This window comes from Paenibacillus sp. Y859, assembly GCF_056786405.1.
Genome location: NZ_JBXCIZ010000020.1, coordinates 16,300 through 39,070, shown reverse-complemented (window position 1 = coordinate 39,070; position 22,771 = coordinate 16,300). Strand labels below are relative to the sequence as shown.

19 protein-coding genes and 1 pseudogene are annotated in these 22,771 nt (G+C 42.0%); 9 read left to right on the top strand and 11 right to left on the bottom strand.

The genetic code is table 11. The features are described 5' to 3' along the window. Nucleotides 1-23: 23 nt before the first annotated feature. The 5 genes from AC1TO8_RS22745 to rpoE all read right to left on the bottom strand — a co-directional run bounded on the left by AC1TO8_RS22745 (nucleotide 24) and on the right by rpoE (nucleotide 5,559). Complete coding sequence (locus AC1TO8_RS22745) at nucleotides 24-1,277, bottom strand: UDP-N-acetylglucosamine 1-carboxyvinyltransferase (RefSeq protein WP_482057876.1); 1,254 nt, start codon at nucleotides 1,275-1,277, stop codon at nucleotides 24-26. A gap of 215 nt (nucleotides 1,278-1,492) precedes the next feature. Beyond that, nucleotides 1,493-2,347: a class II fructose-1,6-bisphosphate aldolase gene (gene fba, locus AC1TO8_RS22740; protein WP_482057875.1), complete on the bottom strand. Its 855-nt coding sequence runs from the start codon at nucleotides 2,345-2,347 to the stop codon at nucleotides 1,493-1,495. Between the two features lie 182 nt (nucleotides 2,348-2,529). After that, nucleotides 2,530-2,913, bottom strand: coding sequence for a response regulator (locus tag AC1TO8_RS22735; RefSeq protein ID WP_482057874.1), 384 nt, complete (start codon nucleotides 2,911-2,913; stop codon nucleotides 2,530-2,532). Nucleotides 2,914-3,132: 219 nt separating this feature from the next. Next, nucleotides 3,133-4,734, bottom strand: a complete 1,602-nt coding sequence (locus tag AC1TO8_RS22730; protein ID WP_482057873.1) for a CTP synthase — start codon at nucleotides 4,732-4,734, stop codon at nucleotides 3,133-3,135. A gap of 294 nt (nucleotides 4,735-5,028) precedes the next feature. Beyond that, nucleotides 5,029-5,559 carry a DNA-directed RNA polymerase subunit delta gene (gene rpoE / locus AC1TO8_RS22725; RefSeq protein WP_482057872.1) on the bottom strand — a complete coding sequence of 177 codons (531 nt, stop codon included), beginning with the start codon at nucleotides 5,557-5,559 and terminating at the stop codon, nucleotides 5,029-5,031. 410 nt (nucleotides 5,560-5,969) lie between these two features. On the opposite strand from rpoE, the gene AC1TO8_RS22720 reads away from it, so the two are divergent. Further along, nucleotides 5,970-7,178: a S8 family peptidase gene (locus tag AC1TO8_RS22720; protein ID WP_482057871.1), complete on the top strand. Its 1,209-nt coding sequence runs from the start codon at nucleotides 5,970-5,972 to the stop codon at nucleotides 7,176-7,178. Between the two features lie 144 nt (nucleotides 7,179-7,322). Here the strand turns inward: AC1TO8_RS22720 and argS are convergent, their stop codons facing one another. From argS to speB, 3 genes are all read right to left on the bottom strand, one after another. After that, nucleotides 7,323-9,002, bottom strand: a complete 1,680-nt coding sequence (gene argS / locus AC1TO8_RS22715) for an arginine--tRNA ligase (RefSeq protein WP_482057870.1) — start codon at nucleotides 9,000-9,002, stop codon at nucleotides 7,323-7,325. Beyond that, nucleotides 9,002-9,424 (bottom strand): YwiB family protein, encoded by a 423-nt coding sequence (locus tag AC1TO8_RS22710; protein ID WP_482057869.1) that lies wholly within the window; start codon nucleotides 9,422-9,424, stop codon nucleotides 9,002-9,004. The genes argS and AC1TO8_RS22710 overlap by 1 nt, the downstream gene beginning before the upstream one ends. A 319-nt stretch (nucleotides 9,425-9,743) precedes the next feature. Then, nucleotides 9,744-10,613 carry an agmatinase gene (speB, locus tag AC1TO8_RS22705; RefSeq protein WP_482057868.1) on the bottom strand — a complete coding sequence of 290 codons (870 nt, stop codon included), beginning with the start codon at nucleotides 10,611-10,613 and terminating at the stop codon, nucleotides 9,744-9,746. Between the two features lie 246 nt (nucleotides 10,614-10,859). Between speB and AC1TO8_RS22700 the strand changes: the two genes are divergently transcribed. The 3 genes from AC1TO8_RS22700 (at nucleotide 10,860) to AC1TO8_RS22690 (ending at nucleotide 16,001) form a co-directional block, all read left to right on the top strand. Beyond that, the gene (locus AC1TO8_RS22700) at nucleotides 10,860-12,911 is read left to right on the top strand and encodes a transglycosylase domain-containing protein (protein ID WP_482057867.1); all 2,052 of its coding nucleotides are present in this window, start codon (nucleotides 10,860-10,862) and stop codon (nucleotides 12,909-12,911) included. 524 nt (nucleotides 12,912-13,435) lie between these two features. Beyond that, nucleotides 13,436-13,834, top strand: a complete 399-nt coding sequence (locus AC1TO8_RS22695) for an ArsR/SmtB family transcription factor (RefSeq protein WP_482057866.1) — start codon at nucleotides 13,436-13,438, stop codon at nucleotides 13,832-13,834. Further along, nucleotides 13,821-16,001, top strand: a complete 2,181-nt coding sequence (locus AC1TO8_RS22690; RefSeq protein ID WP_482057865.1) for a heavy metal translocating P-type ATPase — start codon at nucleotides 13,821-13,823, stop codon at nucleotides 15,999-16,001. Before AC1TO8_RS22695 ends, AC1TO8_RS22690 begins: the two co-directional genes overlap by 14 nt. Before the next feature lie 77 nt (nucleotides 16,002-16,078). Here the strand turns inward: AC1TO8_RS22690 and AC1TO8_RS22685 are convergent. Then, nucleotides 16,079-16,789, bottom strand: a pseudogene (locus AC1TO8_RS22685) (FtsW/RodA/SpoVE family cell cycle protein); the annotation flags it as partial. Nucleotides 16,790-16,928: 139 nt separating this feature from the next. On the opposite strand from AC1TO8_RS22685, the gene AC1TO8_RS22680 reads away from it, so the two are divergent. Next, complete coding sequence (locus AC1TO8_RS22680) at nucleotides 16,929-17,231, top strand: hypothetical protein (protein WP_482057864.1); 303 nt, start codon at nucleotides 16,929-16,931, stop codon at nucleotides 17,229-17,231. Between the two features lie 6 nt (nucleotides 17,232-17,237). Further along, nucleotides 17,238-17,447 carry a helix-turn-helix transcriptional regulator gene (locus AC1TO8_RS22675; protein ID WP_482057863.1) on the top strand — a complete coding sequence of 70 codons (210 nt, stop codon included), beginning with the start codon at nucleotides 17,238-17,240 and terminating at the stop codon, nucleotides 17,445-17,447. A gap of 226 nt (nucleotides 17,448-17,673) precedes the next feature. Here AC1TO8_RS22675 and AC1TO8_RS22670 read toward each other — a convergent pair whose 3' ends face one another. Next, nucleotides 17,674-18,015 carry a hypothetical protein gene (locus AC1TO8_RS22670; protein ID WP_482057862.1) on the bottom strand — a complete coding sequence of 114 codons (342 nt, stop codon included), beginning with the start codon at nucleotides 18,013-18,015 and terminating at the stop codon, nucleotides 17,674-17,676. Between the two features lie 168 nt (nucleotides 18,016-18,183). On the opposite strand from AC1TO8_RS22670, the gene AC1TO8_RS22665 reads away from it, so the two are divergent. Beyond that, complete coding sequence (locus AC1TO8_RS22665) at nucleotides 18,184-18,798, top strand: AraC family transcriptional regulator (protein WP_482057861.1); 615 nt, start codon at nucleotides 18,184-18,186, stop codon at nucleotides 18,796-18,798. Between the two features lie 470 nt (nucleotides 18,799-19,268). On the opposite strand, the gene AC1TO8_RS22660 is transcribed toward AC1TO8_RS22665, so the two are convergent. Continuing rightward, nucleotides 19,269-19,778, bottom strand: a complete 510-nt coding sequence (locus AC1TO8_RS22660; protein ID WP_482057860.1) for a YwhD family protein — start codon at nucleotides 19,776-19,778, stop codon at nucleotides 19,269-19,271. 153 nt (nucleotides 19,779-19,931) lie between these two features. Between AC1TO8_RS22660 and AC1TO8_RS22655 the strand changes: the two genes are divergently transcribed. Together AC1TO8_RS22655 and AC1TO8_RS22650 are read left to right on the top strand one after the other, a co-directional pair. After that, nucleotides 19,932-21,920, top strand: coding sequence for a M1 family metallopeptidase (locus AC1TO8_RS22655; protein WP_482057859.1), 1,989 nt, complete (start codon nucleotides 19,932-19,934; stop codon nucleotides 21,918-21,920). A gap of 11 nt (nucleotides 21,921-21,931) precedes the next feature. Beyond that, entirely contained in the window at nucleotides 21,932-22,756 is an 825-nt protein-coding gene (locus AC1TO8_RS22650) for a hypothetical protein (RefSeq protein WP_482057858.1), read from the top strand. Nucleotides 22,757-22,771: the final 15 nt, after the last annotated feature.

Here is a 22,771-nt window from a genome sequence, read left to right as displayed (position 1 = left end):
TTGGGAACCCTCGAAGTTATTCTTTATTCAGTTTCGCGCCAAATCTCTGCACCTAAACGGCGAAAGTTCTCAACTAAATAGTCATATCCACGATCAATAAACTCGACACCGCTAACTTCCGTAATTCCTTCTTCTACCGTTAGCCCAGCAATAACAAGCGCAGCTCCTGCACGCAAATCCGTCGCAGTAACCTTCGCAGCATTCAAGCGACTTCCCTCAATAATAGCAGATCGTCCTTCGACGCGAATCTTCGCTCCCATACGAACTAACTCAGGAACATGCTTGAATCGGCTACTGTAGACAAAATCACTAAGCACACTAACTCCGTCAGCCTGTGTAAGAAGACTCGTCATAGGTGACTGTAGATCTGTTGGAAACCCAGGGTACACCAATGCCTTCACGTCTACTGGCTCATAATTTGCATGACCAATAACGCGAATACTCTCATCTAGTTCTTCAATGCGCACACCCATCTCTAACAATTTAGCAGTCATCGCTTCCATATGTTTAGGGATCACATTGTCGATAACGACATCACCACGTGTGGCGGCCGCTGCGATCATATAAGTACCAGCTTGAATTCGATCGGGAATAATGGAATGTCGGCAACCGTGAAGTTCAGAGACACCCTCGATACGGATAGTTTCCGTACCAGCGCCTTTGATTACGGCTCCCATGGAATTGAGGAGTGTTGCTACATCTATAATCTCAGGCTCTTTAGCCGCATTTTCAATAGTAGTGGAACCGATAGCTCGAGCTGCAGCCAACATAATATTAATCGTGGCTCCAACGCTAGAAACGTCTAAATAAATTTTGGCTCCTCTGAGCTCTTTAGCATACAAGTGAATAGAACCATGTTCATTCGTTACCGTCGCACCTAAAGCTTCAAACCCTTTAATATGTTGATCTATTGGACGTGGCTCAAAGTTGCAACCACCTGGCAATCCAATCGTAGCTTCTTTAAATTTCCCAAGAAGTGCTCCCATCATATAATAGGAGGCCCGTAATTTCTTAACTGATCCGTTGGGCATAGGTATAGATTTAATCTCGGTTGGGTCAATTCTCATCTGAGCGCCTTCTCGTGTTACCTTCGCCCCTAATTCCTCCAGAATATCAGCAAATACCGCAACATCACTAAGAAAAGGTAAGTTGTCCAGAACAACTTCAGATTCTGCCAGTATAGCAGCAGGAATCAAGGCAATAGCGCTGTTCTTGGCACCACTAATGGATACCGTGCCCTGCAGTGGACGCCCACCAGTAATCATCAATTTTTCCATAAGCTCAAATGTCCTCCTACGTGTTTTGCAGTCAGTAACAACAAGTGCCGTCAGATTTCGGGTCATGTTGGATGAATAATCCATGACGCAATTGCTACCAATCCATCATATGAAAATGGAAAGACACCGGCTTAGCGGTGTACTCTCCACATCAAACTATTCAGCTGGACAGTGTTCTTTCATCTGTCCTGATTGTACTACATTATAGAAAACAATTACGCTTGGTTACTTGAACCAAACTCACGCATTTTACCGATAACCGTTTGTTTGATCGCTTCACGACCCGGTACGATGAACGTACGAGGATCATACGCATCTGGCTTCGCAGCAAGTGTTTCACGAACTGCTTTTGCGAATACGATTTGATTCTCTGTGTTTACGTTGATCTTGGAAGTACCCAATGAGATCGCCTTTTTAATATCATGTGTTGGGATACCTGTACCACCGTGAAGAACGAGTGGAAGGCTAACTGCATTACAGATTTCTTCCATTTGTTCGAAACCTAGGTTCGGTTCACCCTTGTACGGTCCATGAACTGAACCTAGTGCTGGAGCCAATGTATCAATACCTGTCTCATTAACGATACGTACGCAATCTTCAAGCTTCGCATACATTACATCACCGATAACGTCGTCTTCTTGACCACCAACCATTCCAACTTCTGCTTCAACGGAAGCTCCTTTGGAGTGAGCATATTCAACAACTTTCTTCGTCATTGCGATATTCTCATCGATTGGGCTATGTGAACCATCAATCATAACGGATGGGAATCCAGCGTCGATGGCTTCTTTACATTTCTCGAAGCTTGAACCGTGGTCAAGGTGAATAGCTACAGGTACTGTGATCTTCATATCGATCAAGAGTCCTTCTACCATCTTAACAATCGTCGTAAATCCGCCCATGTGACGTGCTGCACCCTCGGAAACACCAAGGATTACTGGTGACTTCTCTTCTTCTGCGGCACCAAGAATCGCTTGCGTCCACTCCAGGTTATTGATGTTGTATTGACCCACTGCGTACTTCCCTTTTAGTGCTTTGTTTAACATGTCTGTCATAGATACTAATGGCATGGTTTCAATCCTCCTAAAAATGTTGGTTTTGTCTATTTTATTAAGCCGACATCTCATACAAGCTATATTATACCACATTGCATCCAAAATACTAAACATGCATTTTCCGCATTATAAACATATTGAACTCGACGGTTTGAAGCCGTCTACTAAACTTACCGTATGTAATCGAGCTGATGTAGTCAGTTGTGTTTCTCCAGTGGTTTATTCAATTGTGTATTTACCGCTACTCTCATTTCGTCAATATCAAAAGGTTTCGTAAAATGCATCAACGCACCCAATTCAGTTGCCTCTTTAATCATATCCAGCTCTCCGTATGCTGTCATCATGATAACGTTAATATCAGCATTGATCTCTTTGATGTATTTCAGAATTTCTAGTCCATCCATCCCTGGTATTTTCATATCAAGTAACACTAGATCCGGTGATTCACGCTGAACAAGCTCTAATGCAAGTTTGCCATTCGCTGCTTGAAAAGTATTATATCCCTCGCCGTTAAATACCTCCATCAATAGAATACGAATGCCATTCTGGTCATCTACAATTAATAACTTCTTCTTGTCCATTTATTAATATCCTCCTAAAAATATATTCTATTCGCTTCTTAATTATCTTCCTCTATTCTGAATTAGTTCCAATTTGTGCTATTCTCTCTTTGTTATCAAAACTCCTGCAACATCAGTAATATTAACAAAAAAAGCCTCTTTTAGGTACCTCATCGCGAAATGCTACTTAGTAAAATCTAAGTCTCGCAATGATGTCCCAAGAGGCTCTTATATAATGGATTAACCTTGATATTTAACAGATGCTTTAACAAATTCACGGAACAATGGTTGAGGACGGTTCGGGCGAGAAATGAATTCCGGATGGAATTGTACTGCCAAGAACCAAGGGTGTTCAGGAAGTTCAACAATTTCAACAAGACGTCCATCAGGAGAAGTCCCTGATACAACTAGTCCTGCTTGTTCTATTGCTTCACGATATTCATTATTGAATTCGTAGCGATGACGATGTCTTTCATAGACCAGTTCATCATCATAGCAGCTCATAGCTAATGAACCAGGTTGTAATTTACAAGGATATAATCCTAAGCGCATTGTACCACCTAGATCTTCAATATCCTTCTGTTCTGGCAACAAATCAATGACAGGGTACTCGGTTGAAGGGTTAATCTCTGAGCTGTTCGCACCTTCAAGACCCATAACAGAACGAGCGTACTCAATAACGCCCACTTGCATACCAAGACAAATACCAAAGAAAGGAATATTGTTCTCACGAACATATCGAATAGCCGTAATCTTGCCTTCGATACCACGATCCCCAAATCCGCCCGGTACGAGAACACCACTTATACCACCAAGCATATCATTCACATTATCTTCTGTAATCTCTTCTGCATTAACCCAACGGATCTTCACTTCAGCATTCGCATCAAAGCCTGCATGAGATAGAGATTCTACAACGCTCAAATAAGCATCATGCAAGGCTACGTATTTACCTACAATCGCAATCTCCACGACTTTATCCAGCTTCTGGACCCGCTCCACAAGGCTTTCCCACTCTGTCATATCTGCCTTAGGAGTAGTCAACTTCAGATAATTGACAACAATCTCGTCAAGCCCTTCATCACGTAGGTTAAGAGGTACTTCATACAATGTAGCTGCATCACGACATTCAACGACTGCACCTTCATCAATATCACAGAATAGCGCAATCTTCGCTTTCATATCTGCAGAAAGTTCATGCTCTGTACGACAAACAATCACATTTGGTTGAATACCGATGCTACGTAATTCTTTCACGCTATGTTGAGTTGGCTTCGTCTTCACTTCACCAGCAGCTTTAATATATGGAATGAGGGTAACGTGAATATACATCACATTCTCGCGACCAATTTCACTCTTGATTTGGCGAATAGCCTCTAGAATTGGAAGACTTTCGATATCGCCTACGGTTCCGCCAATCTCTGTAATGACAACGTCAGAGCCAGCTTCACGACCCGCACGATATACACGCTCTTTGATCTCGTTCGTAATATGAGGGATAACCTGAACTGTCGCCCCTAAGTACTCACCTCGACGTTCTTTGCTGATGACCGAGGAATATATTTTACCCATAGTTACGTTGCTATTCTTAGATAGATTGATATCAATAAATCTTTCATAGTGACCAAGATCCAGATCGGTCTCTGCGCCATCATCTGTCACAAACACTTCACCGTGCTGGTAAGGACTCATCGTTCCAGGATCTATATTCAAATATGGGTCAAATTTCTGAATCGTTACTTTTAAACCTCTATTCTTGAGTAGTCTCCCTAATGATGCAGCGGTAATCCCTTTACCTAAGGAAGATACAACTCCACCCGTTACAAAAATATACTTTGTCACTGTAAATTAACCTCCTATTTTAAGTCCCGAAATTCAGGCGACATATGATGTTTATCCTGACCTATAAACATTTCCTTACTCCTGATGTTATATAGCAATACACCCTTCACAAACCCATCTAAAAAAACAAAAAAGTGACACCCGTAGTACGGGGGCACTTTTTATCATTTCAAATATTATTCAAGTTCAATCATAAGCCCATGCAATAGTTTACTCCGTCATATGTGCTCTGTCAAGAGAGGAATAAATTATTCACAACTGTAGCATTGAACCAATAATAAATTCACTGAATATTTATTTGTCGTCATCTTCGGTATCATCAGATTCTTCATCAGATTCCTCGTCAGCATCATCCAAATCCTCGTCTTCTATTACAACATCTTCATCTTCAGCTTCTTCTTCAGAATCATCATCGCCATAAGCGTCATCATGATCTTCATCAATTCTGTCAAAGTCTTCTGCCTCGGTCTCTTCTTCTTCGGCGAAGTCATCATCTTCCAAATCATCTTCATCATTAATGATGCGCGGACGCTTGGCATTAGCAATAGGATCTTCAGATCGATCAGCAGGATACCACCGTTTCAGACCCCAAAGATTAGTTCCAACACAAGCAAACCGTCCGTCAATATTGATCTCGGTATATAACTGTGCAATCAGATCATTCATCTGCTTCTCATTCAAACCACGCTGTTTCGCTACCTCTGCCATTAGATCAAGATAATAGAAGGGCGTATTTACAGTTTTCAAAATGACAAAGGCCAAATCTACCATTGGCATTTCTTTGATTACTTCTGGATCAAGTTTCAATAGGAGCGGTGCACTCACTTATGAACACTTCCTCTCACGCAATGTGCATAATACACGTAATATTTATCTGGATTACCGTTAACACAATCAAGTAAAACCTATTTGGGATTAAAATGCAAGTTTTTATATTGAAGTGTTTGTTACACCTAGTCCGACTAGCCTTAACAATCACTTCTTGCATCATAAAATGTTAAAAAAGGCAGAGGTTTCTCTGCCTTCTGACTGTATCCTTCCCCTCGCGGAAGTAACTCCTTGCGGGAGTGTGTAAGAGATATCTGGTCTCTTCTCTTTATATTATGTACACGGCTTCATTATTGACAACGAATACGTGCCTATTTTTACGTAAATAAGGGCAAGTTCCCACTCCCGTTGAGCTCTACGTTCATAGAATATCTCAGCACGGTTGATCACGAGGGGGACGACTCAGCATGGACTACTCTCGATTTATACAGATGTTGATTGAAGAAGTGGATACTCGCACCCCGATCGAGGAACAACGTATCCTGACCTTTCTCAATCCTAAAAGCTACTATGCATGCCAACGGGAGTTAAGCAGGTTAAAGGCTACTGGTGTCCAGATTCCCTTCATTCAATCATCCCATCTTATTAAATCTATTATCGCTCCTGTAACATGTCGAAGCAAATTCACGAATCAATTTAAGGATTCTCTGATCATCGAACAGAATATGCCTTTAAAAATTCACGCTATTCAAAGTAAGACCGAAGTCAATCCAGGAATTCCTTATGGAGTGAAGCAAATTCATGCTCACCGAGCTTGGTCAACCTCCACAGGACATCGTATCAAAATTGGCGTCATCGATACGGGTGTCGATTACCAACACCCTGACCTTCGACAATCATTGGCCAGAGGTATTAATCTGTTGAATCGAAATATGTTACCCCTTGATGATAATGGTCATGGTACCCATATTGCCGGTACAATTGCTGCTGCAAATAGCACAGAAGGTATGATGGGAGTTGCTCCTCGAGCCCTCATCTATCCTGTCAAAGCATTTGACCATAATGGATCTGCCTATGTGTCTGATATTATTCTAGGCATCGATTGGTGCGCTCGCAACCACGTCCATCTCATTAACATGAGTTTCGGAATGAAGACACGCAGTCGTGCTCTACAAGAAATGGTCAATAAAGTGTACCTTGCCGGTATTCCGATTATCGCTTCTTCCGGAAACGACAGTAAGCGACGAACGATTGACTACCCTGCACGGTATGCACAGACGATATCTGTTGGAGCAACCGATCACAACAAGCGCATTGCCACATTTAGTAATCGAGGACAGTATATTGATATCTATGCTCCTGGGGATAAAATTATATCTTCATGGACACAAGGTAAATATCATGAAATGAGCGGTACTTCTATGGCTACGTCACATGTCAGTGGAGCCATCGCTCTATTACTTGCACAGAACAGCAACCTGAAGCCCTTAGATATCAAGCTCCTCCTTCAGCGAACAGCATCACCTTTACGTTTAAGAAAAGGGCAACGTCTGGACCGTAATGGTGGTGAAGTTAACGCCCTTCGTCTACTTCGTGAAGGAATGAAGGGAGCGCCCAATGGAGCGAAATCTTTAACAGCCAGCCTCAAGCAACGTAAAACCGCTACTCCTAAGTAGAGACGGCTATACCGTCCTTTTTTTCAAAGGCGGTATCCGTTTCAGCGGAAATATAAGATATAGAGTATCAAGTGAAACTTATGCTTTCTTATATTTTAAGTAGAGACGGCTGTGCCGTCCTCTTCTTAGGTTTTTTGTGTTGTTTTACATTTTTTGCGGTGCAGTTACGCCAATCATTTGTAGTACATTGCCAATGACTGTACGAACAGCGTCAAGCAATACAAGCCGAGCTTGTGTCTGCATGGCATCCTCAGTAATTACACGCTCTGCCTTATAATAACTATGAAGCATGGAAGCGAGTTCGTATACATAACGTACCATACGGTGCGGTGCATAGTTCTCAGCAGCTGCGGCGATCTCTTCAGGTAATTCACCTATTTTGCGAAGGAGATCATACTCCCGCTCCGTATTCAGCACATTCAAATCAAGATCTGCTAAAGGTAGTAATGTAATATTCTGTTCTTCTGCCTGACGGAAAATGCTACAAATACGAGCATGGGCATACTGAACATAGAATACAGGATTCTCATTAGACGTTGAAATAGCTAGATCCATATCGAAATCTAGGTGGGAGTCCATGCTACGCATCGTAAAGAAATAGCGAATGGCGTCGACGCCAACTTCATCCATCAGATCTATCATCGTAACAGCCTTACCTGTGCGCTTAGACATTTTCACCTTTTCACCGTCTTGGAATAAGCTCACCATTTGAGCAATCAATACGGTCAATTTCCCAGAATCATAACCTAACGAATCCATAGCAGCCTTCACACGTGGAATATACCCATGATGATCTGCACCCCAAATGTTGATCATCTGGTCGAACCCTCTACTATATTTATTACGATGGTAGGCAATATCTGGCGTCAGATACGTATACGTTCCGTCATTCTTCACCAATACGCGGTCCTTGTCATCTCCATAATTTGTTGTACGGAGCCAAGTAGCTTCATCCAATTCATAGACTTCTCCTCTTGCCTTCAATTCGGAGAGGGCAACCTCCACTTGTCCATTCTCATACAGTGACGTTTCGCTAAACCATTCGTCAAAATGCACTCTAAATCGAGAAAGGTCACGTTTGATCTTAGCCAATTCTTTCTCTAAACCAAAAGTACGCAAAAAGGCTGTGCGCTCCTCTTCGGTCATAGCCAGTAACGTTTCGCCTTTCTCTGCTACCAATTCTTTAGCAAATCCCTTAATATCTGCACCGTGATAACCATCCTCAGGCATTTCTACCGGTTTCCCCAATTCTTGAAGGTATCGAGCCTCGATCGATCTACACAGATTAACGATCTGGTTACCCGCATCATTAATATAATATTCACGAGTCACTTCGTATCCGGCATAATCCAGCACATTACACAAAGCATCTCCTACTGCTGCTCCACGGGCATGTCCTAAATGTAATGTTCCCGTTGGATTAGCACTGACGAACTCTATCTGTACTCTTTGCCCTTGACCTATGTTACTCCGACCATAATCACTGCCTTGAGTCTGTACCTGTTGCAATACTGGATATAGGTAGCTCTTCAGCAAGGTAAAGTTGATAAATCCAGGCCCTGCAATTTCCGCCTTCTCTATATTGGCCTTTTTCAAGTCCAAGTGATCTATGATCGCCTCCGCAATCTGCCGAGGGTTCTTCTTCGCAATCTTCGTCAATTGCATTGCAATATTCGTAGCTAGATCTCCGTGAGCTTTATCCTTCGGAACTTCAAGCGTAACCGTTGGGATCTCTTCACGAGTGACTAATCCAGCAGACACCACGGCATCAGCAATCGCCTCCGACACCAACTGGTTGATCTGCTCTAAGGGGTTAATTATCATTATTTTAGTTCCTCCTGTATATGTAAATGAATTTCAAATTGTCCTGAAAGATCCTCATAAACGTATAAATCATATGCCCAACTCACATGCCCGTATATTCCCTCGAGCTTCATATCCATCTTTGTCGTATCCGTCGAAAGATTAAATGTGGTATACGGTGAACGATAAAATCCGGGCAGTCTTTCTCCAAGTTGAAAAGAATGCTCTGATTGTACTTCACCGTGGCGCATAATTTTGATCCCATTCTCTGTTATCTTCATGGTAGTTCTGGTGGTGCCTCCTTGCGGACCTTTCTCGGGTTCCTCGTAACGCACATATAAATCTGGACCCTTCACGATCAACTCAGCAGACAACTCCTGTACTACTTCTTCCCCATCATAACGACTCTGAAGTGTTATGAGTGCTTGTGTTTTGTGTGACATATATCGAACAATCTCCAATCTGTACATTCCTATTGTACTACTATATCCAGTTCGCCCATTCAATTCAAATAAAATTAACAAGTAGAAACGGCTATGCCGTCTTTTTCAAGACGACACCCGTTTCAGCGGAAATATAAGGAATAGAGTATCAAGAATCAATTTCATAATTACGCAACCCGATTTAGCTGCATCGGCGATTATGAAATTGATTCAAGTGAAACTTATACTTTCTTATATTTGAAGAAAGACACCTTTAGATGCCTTACGAAAGTGTCAGCTCTCGCGGCTTATCTAACGGTGTCTACTGATGGTCTAATCTTTATTTCACAAAACCTAGTAACATTTCACGGATGAGCTTAGCAGCTACAATCTGCGTCTGTTGTGATGGGTCGTAGATAGGTGCAACTTCTACCAGATCACATCCTACAACATTGACTTCAGAGTTAGCAATGAGATGCACTGCTTCAAGTAGCTCCTTCGATGTGATTCCTCCCGCTTCTGCTGTCCCTGTTCCCGGGGCTGCTGAAGGATCTAGCACATCAATGTCTATAGTGACATACACAGGGCGGTTTCCCATCTTCGGTAGTGCTTCTTTTAGAGGAGCAGCTACATCAAATGGATAGAAGTTAATGTTCTTATGACCGAATTGAAACTCTTCACGTGATCCGGAACGGATACCAAATTGATAAATATTACTTCCTCCCATAAGTGCAGCAGCCTTACGCACAGGTGTAGAATGCGAGAGTGGCTCGCCCTCATAATGCTCCCGAAGATCGGCATGCGCATCAATATGGATCAAGATTAGGTCAGGATATTTCGCATATACCTGCTGAATGACAGGCCACGTAACTAAATGCTCTCCGCCAAGACCGATTGGAAATTTATCATCTGCTAGCAACTTGCCTACATATTCACTAATAACTTCAAGGCTACGCCCTGCATTACCGAATGGTAACAGGAGATCACCAGCATCGAAATAGATCATTTCCTCAATACTTTTATCAAGATAAGGACTATATTCCTCTAATCCTACTGATGCCTGACGTATATGAGAAGGACCGAAGCGTGAACCCGGACGGTAACTAACCGTATAATCCATCGGCATTCCGTATATGACAGCTTTTGAACCTTCGTAATCTTCAGAGCTACAAATAAATACATTACCTGAATAAGCTTGATCTAATTTCATCGTCTACATATATCCCCTTTACTTCATAAGATCATCAACATATTTCACATTTCCTCTTATTGTAACAGTCACATTATATAAAATCATCATAAAAAAGCAACTATCATTCGGGGTATGTTGCCTATTTACATGAGCGTTCTGAATTACATCTATCATCATATAAGGAAACTTTCAGTTAATTGTGAATATCTAGTCCATTCCATTCCCATAATGAGAAGAAAAGGAAAGAACGGAGGCCAACCTGTCATGTCGCGACCATCCCATAAACCACCTAAACGCAAGAATCGGTTACGCACCGTCGTTAAACTGCTGTTCGGCGTGACATTCATCGTCCTTCTAACTGGCGGTGTTCTGCTACTATATTTATATAATACAGGGCTGCCCGTAGCGGATACGGATCGCAATTCCCGTATTCTAGACAGCCAAGACCGAATTATGGCTACCTTCTCAACCAGTGGGCGTAGTTATGAGCCCGTGACTTTAGATCACATCTCATCCACTCTTATGGAAGCCACGCTATCGGTAGAGGATCGGAAGTTCTATGATCATTCAGGATTTGATATCAAAGGAATGGGTCGTGCCGTCTTGGTCAATATAGAGAAAATGGATCGTTCACAGGGTGCTAGCACTCTTACGCAGCAGCTTGCTCGGAACTTGTATCTATCCCATGCCAAAACCTGGTCACGTAAAATAAAGGAAGCCTTATATACGATTCAACTCGAGATGAAGTACAGCAAAACAGAAATTTTCCAAATGTACCTTAACGAAATATATTACGGACACGGGGCCTACGGAATCGAAGCAGCTTCACGTATGTATTTCGGTAAATCTTCTAGTGATCTAACCCTTGCAGAAAGTGCCATGCTTGCTGGTATTCCCAAAGGACCTACTTATTACTCCCCTTACAATCATATGGACAACGCACTGTCACGACAAAAAATTGTGCTCTCCACGATGGTCAAGACGGGTTATATAACGAAACAGGAAGCGAATACTGCAGCACGCGAGAAGCTAGTATTCCTACCTCAGGGGGAAAAGAAGACTATCGTTATTGCCCCCTATTTCCGTGATTATGTTCGTCAGCTCGTCATCGATGAGCTCGGAATTACGGAGGAACAGTTGGATCATGGTGGATTAAATATATACACCACCTTAGATGCTCATGCCCAACAGGTAGCCGAAGAGGCTGTAGCCAAAGAAATGGATCCAGGTAGTGAGCTTGAGACGGCTCTCATCTCTTTGGACCCACGAACGGGTTATATCAAAGCTATGGTTGGAGGTACGAATTATCAGAATAACCAGTATAATCATACGCTGGCTACGACCCGCCAACCAGGATCAGCCTTCAAGCCCATTATGTATTTGAGCGCTCTTTCCTCATTACAAATGAATCCTCTTAGCACATTCAAAAGCGAACCAACATTATTTCATTACGATAATAACCGTAAAACCTACCAACCCAGCAATTTCGGTGATAAATATCTAGGTGAGATTGATATGCGACAAGCTATTGCAGCGAGTGACAATATTTATGCCGTAAATACGATTATGACTCTTGGATCTGAAAAGGTCTTAGAAACAGCACGAAAGATGGGGATTGCGAGTCCGCTTCAAGCGGTACCTTCACTTGCACTAGGGACTTCTCCGATTAGCCCATTAGAGATGGCTTCCGCCTTCGGGGTAATTAGTAACGCGGGTCTACTCAAGCCCCCTGTTGCGGTGTTAAAAATAACCGATTCCACAGGTGAGATCATTTACGAAGCAAGCCCAAGTCAAGGTGAACAAGTTGTGGACGCCGCTGCCGCCTACGTATTAACGCATCTCATGGAAAGTGTCTTTGAGGCGGGCGGAACAGGCAATCGGGTATCATCCATCATGAAGAGACCTGTGGCAGGCAAGACAGGAACGACCAATACAGATGCATGGCTTGTAGGGTTTACACCTGAGTTAGCCACGGCCGTATGGGTCGGTTACGACAAAGGACGCAATATTGAGAATGCGGATGGACGCCGAGCAGCACCTATTTTTGCACAATATACGGAAAGAGCACTTGAGAATGTTCCACCGAAAATTTTCCCTATTCCAGATGGTGTCGTTAGTGTCTACATTAATCCAGAATCAGGACGATTAGCTACAGCGGATTGCCCCAATAAGACGCTTGAAGTGTTCATTCAGGGCACAGAGCCCACAGAGTATTGTACACTGCACGGCGCTGGCGAACCTGAACCAGTACCTTTAGAGGTGCAGACACAAGATCAATCCTGGTGGTCCAACCTGAAGCGGTGGTGGATGGAGTAAGCAGGTGGGAGCCATGGGGACGAAATAAGTGCTTAAATGCACCATATTAACAACCCAAATAGAGACATCGCCTGTGGCAGCATCGTGGAGAGGAACTACGTACATTCTCTAACGGAACTAGCAGCCTCTATTTTGCTCAAATCGTCACTTTTGAAAATCTAACGGAAATGAGAGACCTTATTTGGTCTTTTTCTTCAGATTTAAGCTGTTAATGTGCATATAGAGGCCTGTATTTCCGTTAGAATTCCCTTTTGGTGTTTTTTCGTGGAATAAGCTCTGTGACTTCCGTTAGAAATCTACCGCTGGCGAGTAATTGCATAAACGACACTTAAAGCCGAAACGGCTTCGCCGTCCTTAAAAGAGGACGGCGAAGCCGTTTCTACTTGAATGGTTATGCCTTTCCCCCATCATTCAAACATTGGTTTGATTATTGTATTATTCACATGTATATTAAAGTAACAATCAAACGTCCATTTGAATATGAATAATAATCTTACTTATTGTGAAGGAGGGACCTACGCCCAATGAACCTATTAAAGATACCCCAAACACCTACCGAAGATGTATGCGAAGTAACTAACGTCAATCTAGATAGAATCCAGCGGCTGCAGAACGTAATACAAGAAGATGAAATTCTGGGAATAGTGGATATATTCAAAGCGCTATCCGATCCAACACGCATGAAGATCGCATTCATGTTAGATCATGAGCATGAGTTATGTGTATGCGATGTAGCCGCCGTTCTTGGTAGTAGCATGGCAACCACCTCGCACCATTTACGCACCTTGAAGAATATGCATATTACTACGTCACGCAAGGATGGCAAGAACGTCATCTATTCTTTAAAAGATGATCATATCCGAACGCTTATTCAGATGACATTAGAACATCAGAGGGAGAAGATCGACGATGAGCACGAATAATAACAACCCGAAGATTCCTGATTCACCTCATGTTGAATACCCTATCGAAGGCTTGAGTTGTGCTAACTGTGCGCGAGAAATGCAGGAAGCTATTCAGAAATTAGAGTATGGGTCAGATGCCCGACTGAGCTTCGTTAATCGTAAATTAACGGTACATCCAAGCGTAGATATATCGCGCATTGAGCGTGTTCTCAAAAGTGATGGAGCCCGTCTTGTACGAAGTAAGGGACCTGATCACGAGCACGGACATGATCAGAAACATGGGTCAGATTCTCACCACGGCCACAGTCATGATGGAAATCAACTAATTAAATGGCTGCTCGGAATAGCTGTTATTTTCTATCTGCTCACGTTTGTGTTAAATAGCGTCCTTCCACAACCCTTACTTATTTCCTTCTATATTATAGCTATTGTTCTTAGTGGTTACTCCACCTTTTGGCGTGGATTGAACAATCTGATGCGCCTTAAATTCAATATGGATACTTTAATGACCGTTGCGCTAACGGGAGCTGTTGCGATTGGTGAATGGAAAGAAGCGACACTCGTTGCGATTCTATTCGGTGTGAATGAATGGCTCGAAGGCTATGGTATGAACCGTGCGCGCAAGTCGATAGAAGCGTTACTTGCCAATGCTCCTAAGGAAGCTGCGGTTCTGCGTAATGGAGAGGTTATTCACGTTCCTATCTCTGATCTGCGTGTCGGGGACCTCGTGCGAGTTAGAGCAGGTGAGAAGATTCCTTCGGATGGCATTATATATGAGGGTAATAGCGCAGTTAACGAAGCCGCGATTACAGGCGAATCCATACCGGTATCTAAGAAACAAGGCGATGCTGTCTATGGTGGTAGTGTGAATGCAGATGGATTACTAGATATTCGGATTGAGAAAGCCTACGAAGATTCCTCATTAGCTAAAATTATGCATTTAGTACAAGAAGCACAGGATAGCAAAACACCTACAGAATTATTTATCGATAAATTCGCCAAATATTATACACCTGCCATTATGATTGCTGCTCTCTTGTTCATTCTTATCCCCCCTCTCCTATTCGGGCAGCCATGGATGAAATGGTTATACCAAGGACTCGCTATTCTTATTGTAGGATGTCCTTGTTCACTCGTGCTCTCCTCTCCAATTGCATTGGTAAGCGGTATGACACGCAGTGCACGTAACGGCATTCTCATCAAAGGCGGGGTTCATCTTGAGCAGTTAGGTAAAATAGAAGTGATCGCCTTCGACAAAACCGGTACTCTAACTCAAGGTGTGCCCTCTGTTATTGAGGAAGTGATTTATGCTCCCGAACAATTCTACGATGTTGCGGGTTCCTTGGAACACTCTTCTCTCCATCCCTTAGCTAAAGCGGTCGTTCGCCATATCAAGGGGCAACGAGAATCTGATCTCTTCCCTGAGCCGCTTCAATTGACCACATTACCAGGGTCAGGCATTCAAGGCGAGGTGGATGGAGCTACCTTTTGGATGGGTAGTGAAGATATATTAGCACATGTCGTAGCAGCCGATCCTGAGCATATGGATAAGGTGAAACATGATATACATCGTCTGAAGGAGCAAGGTCTCACAGTGATCATTACGGCAGATGAGAACCATGTGCTTGGCCTACTTGGACTTGCGGATACAATACGATCGGAGACGAAACACGTCATTACGCAGCTTCATCAAGCTGGCATCACTCAGACGGTCATGCTTACGGGTGATCATGAGCAATCGGCACGAATGATTGCCGCAGAGGCAGGCGTCTCTAGTTATTATGCCAAGCTTCTACCCGAACAGAAAGTTGAACAAATTAAGAGCCTTGCCTCTCATTGGAAGGTCGCCATGGTCGGTGACGGTATTAACGACGCCCCTGCCATTGCTACTGCCCAGTTAGGAATAGCGATGGGTAAAGGAACCGACAGCGCCATGGAGACCGCTGATATTGTCCTCATGCAAGATCATCTCGGTAAGTTACCAAGTGCGATCCATATGGCACGACGGGTCAATCGGATTATCGGCTGGAACATAGGAATTTCCCTAACACTGAAAGCCATTGCACTTCTACTAACCATTCCGGGCTGGCTCACCCTCTGGATTGCTATATTATCCGATATGGGTGCAACGATTATCGTTACGCTGCTCGGCATGTCGATTCTATTAGGTAAAGATAAATCATAGAGCTTGTTCAAAAAGTCACCTTTTGATTATGAAATATATCAAGAGGTGACTTTTGAATGCGCACTTATCCAAAAGATCTATTCATCTTTGTGCACTTGAATGCTCATCACCAAACCAAAACTAACCATATTAATCAGCAAGGAGCTTCCTCCGAAACTGATAAATGGTAGCGTAATTCCTGTTAAAGGCATTAAACCTAGGAACATTCCGATATTTTCAAAAATCTGATATAAAAACATCGATATTATTCCAATGATCATGATTGACCCTTCATGTATCCTTCTCCGAACATTCCTCCGGACGCGATTGCTATCAGAGCATTTTGGGTATGATAAGATGCGTCCTTACTAGCTTGATCAGGTAGAAGCCATGGGTCGATTCGATTCAACCAATGCTATCTATTCGTACTCTCTAGATAAGATGAAATCTGATCATGAAATATATGATTTAATCTCTAAGTAAAGTGAAACAAAAATTAGTAGCAGTAGAATGATAGCATGTGAGTATTTTATGTTTCCCATCCATAGGATTCCTAGCAATATAACAAAGTAACAAAGCGCATTTCCCATATCATTTTGAGCTATAACGATCCCAAAAGGTATGATTGTTAATAATGAAAGAGGTACAACATTCCTCCAAAGAGAGAGTTCTAAGTTATTCTCCCGAGTGACTAATGCAGAAAGGGAGATGATGAGAACAAGCTTAAATAGTTCAGCTGGCTGTAGTTTGAGACCAACCCATGGGACTTTGATCCAACCTTGTGCCCCGTTCACCACATCTCCAATAAAAAAGGGACACTCCAAAAAAACATATAAAAGTTGATTTCAGGAAACCAGTCAAAATGTAAAAAGAGTTTGACATTTTGACTGGTTCATTTATAATTATAAATGTAAAAAGTATTTTACATATTTGCAGGAGGGGATCAAAATGAATTGGATTTTGATTTTGTTAGCTGGCATCTTTTTATTAACCATCACACTCATTTCTTTTTTCCTTTACTCATTATCAAAACAAGGAGATGAAAGGAAAAATTACATTAAACAAAAGGCAATGTCCCAAACATTTGCTGTTATAGTAGGTGTATTAATAATAGAAATAGGTGTTTCCTTGTATACATCTATGACTAATGGTTCAGGAACAAATGGATTAAATCCGTTTACTTTTCTTGTAACAATTACTATAGTTTACTTTGTAGCACTTTTAATTAATAAAAAGAGATACGGTGGATGATTATGTATGAAAAATAATATTCAACAATTACGAAAAGCAAAAAAATTGTCCCAAGAGGATTTAGCTAATCTATGTCAAGTTACCAGACAGACGATCAATGCTATAGAAAACAATAAATATGATCCAACTTTAAAATTAGCTTTTGATATGGCTTCGGTTTTAGGTACCACGGTCAATGAGTTATTTTTATATAAATATGAAAAGAATTCAAAGTAAGACTCTAAACAAAGGAAGAATGAACGCTATAAGCTCTATCAAAAGTGGTACGCTCGCTTAGAAACTCGCTTTAATTGAAATTCATGAAAGAAAATAGAAAAATGGCAGTTCAGGAAACTATCCCCGATCTGCCATTTTTCTATTTTCGTCTATTGTTGCTGTTTCACATGGTGAGTAAATCTGCTGAGAGTAGGCACAAGCGATATCTTTGATAAGTATTTGGGGATTATTCCTTTTCGTAAACATAACCTCTAAGAATGACCTGTCTTGTATCAGACGTTATTTCATCCTCACGATCTAAATTCGCTACTTCATTGCTCGGATACGTACTTGGCACTTCAACATAATTAAAATCTCCATGTTCTGAATGAATATCTTTAGCAGGTTGAGTCAGAGCATGATTTATCAACTCTTTTCCTCTGTCACTGTCGGGAGTGATCAATTCCGTCAATTCAATTGGCTTAGATTCTTCAGCAACCGCTTTACTACTCATAATTCCTACGGTTAATGAACCTCCTAAGATTATAGCTAGACTTAAGATGATAATCGCCTTATTCTTCTTATTCATAATGACACCTCACTTTTAAAAGAAATGATTTCAAATTTATTACCAACATTACTACTTGCGTTGTTCCAAATAGCTTGTTCATTAACAAACTCTTCCTATTGGATTAAATTAGCATTACACTTATATAACGCTAATAATTACTATTAGTTTAATAGAAATGGAGAAGCCATGTATGAGCATTTTTCAAGACATCAGTTAATGGAGACTGTTGATTACATCCCCTTCAATGAGGCGATGTGCGATAATGAGTCTTGTGCAGATATTTTCAGTCCAGCATTTAACCGATTGAGAGCTACAGGACATCACGTTTCTTTAGCTGAATATGAAGATATAACGATGAAACCATTGGCATGTTTGCTAAATAAGCAATATAGATGCATTGTGCTATGGTTTGGCGATGATATGTTTTGTCAAATGAATTTATTAACGATTTTGGCTTATCTCGAACAAATCAGTTTTCAAGGGACTGTCTGCTATCACATGGTTCTGGAGCTAACCTATGATGTTGAAGAAACAGCGATTGACCCAAATAACTATCAGGAAATCTACCGAGAAGTATTGTTAGATCATCGTCTTCCTGCAGCCAAGCTCATGCCTGTCATGGATCAGGGCATTCGATTGTATCTAGAATATGTACAGGGCGACAATAGTATCACAGCCTATATCCGCGAACATATAGATCAACCACAGGATCAATTATTAGAACATTTATTTCGCCTTTTTCCACAGTATGGATTAGGGGATCTACAATATATCCAGATGATTGATAACGTTAAAGAATGAACCATCCTTCCTCAGTTAGATGTACCTAGCTTTGCTAGGCACGCAGTTGCATTAAGTACATCTAAATTCAGCCATATCCCTCTTCAGCCAATTTTAATTGCACAACCTACATCTAATTTAATAGAAATTCCACTTTTCAGCGTTATCGCCATTTTTAAGTGTAGTTTTGCAACTATCTCCTTTGACCTCAACTTTTCCTGCTTATTAAGTGTACTTTTACATCTACTCTAGCCGCACCTTCACTACCTTCAAGCGCGAAGCTTTGTTCGTCACTCTAACAACCCGGCTTTACGTCTATTCCACTGAATGCCATGCTTAATTTAGGATATTACATGGAATATGGATGGTTTGGGGCCGGTGTCGTATCGGCTATTCAAGTGATTTCAACACCTTATGTTCACAACAAAGACTCGAGAACGATCTCCCGAGTCTTTCATAGCTGTATAAAGATCTATTCCACTATAGTTCCATTACACTTCTAACGCCTTTTTCAATTCCTCAGACGAAGCTTCCCACCATTCTTCATTACGAGTCACTAGTAACTCCTTAAGAGCAGTCTTTTCCTCATCAGACAATCTATCCAATATGATTTTGCGCTTCAAAGCGGCATCTAGGTTATTAACGTGATCCGCTAGAATTTTGTAACCTCTACGAGCTTCTGTATCGATCCACATCTCACAAGCTGTAGCGCCTCCATAAAGCTGCCCTTCTGGCGTACGGTCCACCGCGACCCACACTACCCATACTAGACGGCCATTCGGTACATCCTCACGATTCGCAGAGAACTTAATGCCCTTCTCCACTTTACTCTTAGCATGGATTGCTCCTACATCCACCTTAGCTTCACCCTCGTCAATGATGACCGGTGATACGTTGTTTAGGTCAATCGAACCCGCTCCAAAACCGGTATGTTTACTTCTCTTGCTACTTACAATATTCAGGGCAATCTGTTTCTTGCCACTTGGTTCTTTGTTATCCATTTATTCATTATCCCCCTACCATGAAACAGAAATGTAATCCCGTATTTCTGCCTCCAGTTATTTATTACGGCGATTCCTATTATTTTAACTAATAATTGACGAATTGCAAACATATACATGCTGTAGATGCTTGTCAACGGGAGGTATTCAAGTATGACCCCAGCTCGCTCCAAAAAAATTGCCGTTATGATCATTACCCTATTTCTTCTCAGTGGAACCTGGTGGTGGATGCTTCTCAAGGATTCACCCGAATCCAAGACCGTTTATGCGCCCATTCAGGCCAAGCCCACAAGTACAACTACTCCAGAAATTCAAAAGGAAAGCATTCAGCAGCCTACAGCTGAAGTACTGAGTAAACGAATTGTAGAGTACCACATTGATGTTTCTCTTGATCCAGAAGCTAACTTACTGAAAGGAGAACAGAACCTCACCTGGACCCATCCTGGTAAGAACACCGTTACGGAACTCTATTTCCACCTTTACCCGAATGCGTTCTCATCTATGGATACAACATTTATGAAAGAATCCGGTGGGAGACTCCGCAACGATACCATGCCCTCAGATGGCTTCGGTTCCATGACTCTCACAGATCTCAAGACTGAAGATGGCATCTCACTGATGCACCGTATCCAGTACGTACAGCCCGATGATGGTAATAGCAAAGACACAACCTTGGTCAAAATACGTCTTCCACGACCTGTAAAGGGAGGGGAGAGTATTACACTTAACATGAAGTTTGAAGTGAAGCTTCCGCAAATATTCGCCCGTATGGGGGTCGCAGACAAATTTGTTATGGCGGGACAATGGTTTCCCAAGATCAGCGTCTATGAACCTGTTGGTTTAAGAAACAGAACCTCTGAAGGCTGGAATCTTCATCAATACCACGGAAATTCTGAATTCTATTCTGATTTCGGTATCTATAATGTGCGTATTCATGTTCCAGAGAACTACATTGTTGCTTCTACAGGCTTCCCTATTAAAACAGCTCAGTTCGTAAAGGGTGAGAAGATCTACCAGTTCTACGCAGATGATGTTCACGACTTTGCTTGGTCGGCATCTCCTGATTTCATTGTAGCAGAGAAGCCCTTCTCTTCTCCTGAAGTTCCTGGTGTACGAATCAAGCTATATCTAGATCCTGCTCATAAGGATATGAAGGATCGCTATTTCTATGCCGCTGAAGTTGCCTTGAAATATTTCAGCAAGTGGTATGGTCCCTACCCTTATTCCACCTTGTCGATCGTTGTCCCTCCTAATGCAGGCAATGGCGCAGGTGGTATGGAGTATCCGACCTTAATTACAGCCTTCGGTGCGAAGGACGATTCACCTGGTTACGAACTGGAGCGAACGGTTATTCATGAGATTGGTCATCAATATTTCTATGGGATGATTGCAAGTAATGAATTTGAAGAGGCCTGGCTAGATGAGGGGTTCACCTCATACGCAGAAGACCAGCTAATGGAGCAGGAATTCGGACTGATTCCCAATCTTCCTGTCCAAGCCACGATCATCTCTTCACCCGCTTCACTCACACAGGAAGCATGGAAATATGGCTCTCAGGAACATTATGCTCAAAATGTCTATTACCGTGGAAAATTAGTATTAAAAAGTATTGAGAGACAAGTCGGTCAGCAAAAGATGAATAAGATCATGGCGACCTATGCTCAAAAGTACCGCTTTTCCCACCCATCAACCCGTGATTTCCAAATGATTGTGGAGCAGGTCACCCATAAATCATGGCAATCCTTTTTCGATCAATATGTCTACGGTAAACAAATGACCGACTTTGCTATTGATAGCATCACAGTACAGAAGATAGACGTTGCCTCTGAGACACAATACGAATCGAACGTAACTGTAAGTCGATTAGGCGGTACTTACTCCAATATCCCAATACAGTTCACATTTGCAGATGGTCACACCTTACAAAGAGTATGGAATGGAACAGGCGATACGATCCAGTTCAAGCTACAATATACATCGCCTCTTTCCTCGGCTCTCATTGATCCAGATTACACACTTGTACTTGAGAACAAATATATCAATAACTATTTAACAGCGGAGCTAGATACCAAGAAGGTCTCCCGCTGGAACATTAGCATGACCAAGCTGCTTGAAGTATGGCTTGGAAGTCTGTCCTGGTGAGGTGAAGAACGGTGAGGACGAATATCGCCAATGGCTGGATCAGTGTCAAGAATCAATTCTACGTCGTTATCATTCTATTTCTGTACCAACTTCTCTTCAGTTACTTTCTGTACCGTTTGGTTAATTCAGTCGTAGTTCCTTTACTTCAGCGCTACCCAGACCCACCTCCCACTGAATTAAGTCAGATCTTATTCTACGTTGAAGGACAATTGAATCTCATGCATAGCCAAACCGTTCATAACTACATGTGGATTCTACTGGGCATGTTACTCTTTCGTATGCTTCTCACTCCTTTGATTCATTCAGGCATATTCTATGGGCTTCACCAAGAACAAAAGGGTGAGACAGGACTTTTCTTTTTCAAAGGTATGGCATTGTACGCCAAACCAGTGATGCTGTTCTATTGGAGTGAGGCACTATTAGTTCTTCTTCCCGCATACTGGCTAATCCCTAAGCTCTATACGTTAGCTATTAGTGGTTATATGACACCATCTATTCTGCTTCAGGCTATTCCTTATGTTCTGGGTTGGATCATATATCGATATGTCATACATCACGTCATCCTTTTTATGCAATTTGGAAAAACAGGATCAACAGGTATCATCTCCTCTGCCCTAGTATGTTTGCGTAGTGCACTTCCTGTTATTGGAATATCCCTCATCTTGGGTGTACTCAGTTTACTTTTCTTCTGCCTATTTACCGGTCTTTCACTTGTGTGGTCAGGGCTTCTTGCTCTCATACTTCAACAGTCCTATCCACTCATAACTTGTTTATTCAAAATGTGGCATATCACCTCTCATTATCATGTATGGCACTCCAGATTTTACAAGTCGTAATCATTCTCCTTTATT